This is a genomic window from Croceitalea sp. MTPC6 (assembly GCF_036985525.1).
In the GTDB taxonomy this organism is placed as follows: Bacteria; Bacteroidota; Bacteroidia; order Flavobacteriales; family Flavobacteriaceae; genus Croceitalea.
In genome coordinates this window covers 2,501-5,496 of record NZ_BTGR01000017.1, presented here as the reverse complement: position 1 = coordinate 5,496, position 2,996 = coordinate 2,501, and the positions used below count along the sequence as shown (strand labels likewise).

Below are 2,996 nucleotides of genomic sequence, written 5' to 3'. Positions count from 1 at the left end.
TTTGCCGGGAATAAAAAAGGTTTTTATATTTGCACCCGCTTTGCTGGATAAGTGGAGTGTTATTGATGATGGGGGGATCCTTTTTTTGGGTTCTTTTTTTTCGGAGATATATAAGGGACAGAAGTTCATATACATATTGGAATAGACAGCGTAAAAGAGAATTATTAAAGAACCATTTTGACGTCAAAGGACTTGAAAGGGTTGATTGGATATCTTGAGATATTTAACGATCAACAATGAAGAGTTTGATCCTGGCTCAGGATGAACGCTAGCGGCAGGCCTAACACATGCAAGTCGAGGGGTAACAGGGAGTGCTTGCACTTTGCTGACGACCGGCGCACGGGTGCGGAACGCGTATGGAACCTGCCCCTGTCAGGGGAATAGCCCAGAGAAATTTGGATTAATGCCCCATGGTATCGTGAAGACACATGTTTTTATGATTAAAGATTTATCGGACAGGGATGGCCATGCGTACCATTAGCCAGTTGGTGAGGTAACGGCTCACCAAGGCAGCGATGGTTAGGGGCCCTGAGAGGGGGATCCCCCACACTGGTACTGAGACACGGACCAGACTCCTACGGGAGGCAGCAGTGAGGAATATTGGACAATGGAGGAGACTCTGATCCAGCCATGCCGCGTGCAGGATGACGGCCCTATGGGTTGTAAACTGCTTTTATACGGGAAGAAACGCACCTACGTGTAGGTGTCTGACGGTACCGTAAGAATAAGGACCGGCTAACTCCGTGCCAGCAGCCGCGGTAATACGGAGGGTCCGAGCGTTATCCGGAATCATTGGGTTTAAAGGGTCCGTAGGCGGGCATATAAGTCAGGGGTGAAAGTTTGCGGCTCAACCGTAAAATTGCCTTTGATACTGTATGTCTTGAGTTATAGTGGGGTTGCCGGAACATGTGGTGTAGCGGTGAAATGCATAGATATCACATAGAACACCGATCGCGAAGGCAGGTGACCAACTATATACTGACGCTGATGGACGAAAGCGTGGGGAGCGAACGGGATTAGATACCCCGGTAGTCCACGCCGTAAACGATGGATACTAGCTGTCGGGACCTCGGTCTCGGCGGCCAAGCGAAAGTGATAAGTATCCCACCTGGGGAGTACGTTCGCAAGAATGAAACTCAAAGGAATTGACGGGGGCCCGCACAAGCGGTGGAGCATGTGGTTTAATTCGATGATACGCGAGGAACCTTACCAGGGCTTAAATGTAGATTGCATTAGGCAGAGATGCTTATTTCTTCGGACTATCTACAAGGTGCTGCATGGTTGTCGTCAGCTCGTGCCGTGAGGTGTCAGGTTAAGTCCTATAACGAGCGCAACCCCTACCGTTAGTTGCCAGCGATTCAAGTCGGGGACTCTAACGGGACTGCCGGTGCAAACCGTGAGGAAGGTGGGGACGACGTCAAATCATCACGGCCCTTACGTCCTGGGCCACACACGTGCTACAATGGCCGGTACAGAGGGAAGCCACCACGCAAGTGGGCGCGGATCTATAAAACCGGTCACAGTTCGGATCGGGGTCTGCAACTCGACCCCGTGAAGCTGGAATCGCTAGTAATCGGATATCAGCCATGATCCGGTGAATACGTTCCCGGGCCTTGTACACACCGCCCGTCAAGCCATGGAAGCTGGGAGTGCCTGAAGTCCGTCACCGTAAGGAGCGGCCTAGGGCAAAATCGGTAACTAGGGCTAAGTCGTAACAAGGTAGCCGTACCGGAAGGTGCGGCTGGAACACCTCCTTTCTAGAGAAGATTTGTTCAACGACCCTTGTTCTTTACGAACGATCAGGGTGGTTCACACTCTTTTATGTTGTCTATCGATATGTTGTTAAAATAATGTTTGTACTGTTAGTAACAGGCCAAGACAGTCTCATAGCTCAGCTGGTTAGAGCGCTACACTGATAATGTAGAGGTCGGCAGTTCGAGTCTGCCTGAGACTACGACGTTCATTGATTGAAATACTGAATAGGAAATTTTAGAAGTTGGGTATCCCAAGTTGACGTATAGGTCATCAATTAACTGATAACTGTTAACTGATAGCCGACTACTGAACAAATGGGGGATTAGCTCAGCTGGCTAGAGCGCCTGCCTTGCACGCAGGAGGTCATCGGTTCGACTCCGATATTCTCCACCAGGCGATGCCTGGAGATAATTTATTTTATCTCTAGCGTATTGCGAGTGAGAGCATCAGATGATAATAATTGTCTGTTGCGACTCGCGACGTTCATTGACATATTGGGACATATTATAAAGACACGAGTCATTTATAATAAGTCAAAAGAAGAAACTTAAGTAGTAGAATAGAATACATTTTAAGTAAATTAATATTAAGGATTACGAGAGGGCACATATATTAAGTTATATATAGTGCGACAAGCAAATTAAGGGCGTATGGGGAATGCCTAGGCTCTCAGAGGCGATGAAGGACGTGATAAGCTGCGAAAAGCCACGGGGAACTGCACACGAGTGTTGATCCGTGGATATCCGAATGGGGCAACCCGGCATGTTGAAGGCATGTCATCCGAAAGGAAGCGAACCCGCTGAACTGAAACATCTAAGTAGGCGGAGGAAGAGAAAACAAAAGTGATTCCGTTAGTAGTGGCGAGCGAACGCGGATTAGCCCAAACCAATGTTGTTTCGGCAATATTGGGGTTGTAGGACCACAATATTCTTTGTACAACGAACTAGAACACTTTGGAAAGAGTGGCCATAGACGGTGATAGCCCGGTATAGGTAAGGCGTATTAAAGATAGTGGTATCCTGAGTAGCGCGGGGCACGTGAAACCCTGTGTGAACCAGTCGGGACCATCCGATAAGGCTAAATACTCCTGAGAGACCGATAGTGGACCAGTACCGTGAGGGAAAGGTGAAAAGAACCGTGAATAACGGAGTGAAAAAGATCCTGAAACCATACGCTTACAAGCGGTCGGAGCCCGTAAGGGTGACGGCGTGCCTTTTGCATAATGAGCCTACGAGTTACTT

General features: G+C 48.6%; 2 tRNA genes and 2 rRNA genes (1 of these 4 cut by a window edge). All 4 read left to right on the top strand.

The window, feature by feature from the left end:
• The first annotated feature begins 233 nt into the window (after nucleotides 1-233).
• Nucleotides 234-1,757 (top strand): 16S ribosomal RNA (locus AACP56_RS17805).
• Between the two features lie 123 nt (nucleotides 1,758-1,880).
• Nucleotides 1,881-1,954: transfer RNA gene (locus AACP56_RS17800), tRNA-Ile, on the top strand.
• Nucleotides 1,955-2,071: 117 nt separating this feature from the next.
• A tRNA-Ala gene (locus AACP56_RS17795) sits at nucleotides 2,072-2,148 on the top strand.
• A 235-nt stretch (nucleotides 2,149-2,383) separates the two neighbouring features.
• A 23S ribosomal RNA gene (locus tag AACP56_RS17790) occupies nucleotides 2,384-2,996 on the top strand; it runs 2,213 nt beyond the window's last position.
• The 16S and 23S rRNA genes sit together here with 2 tRNA genes alongside, the layout of an rRNA operon.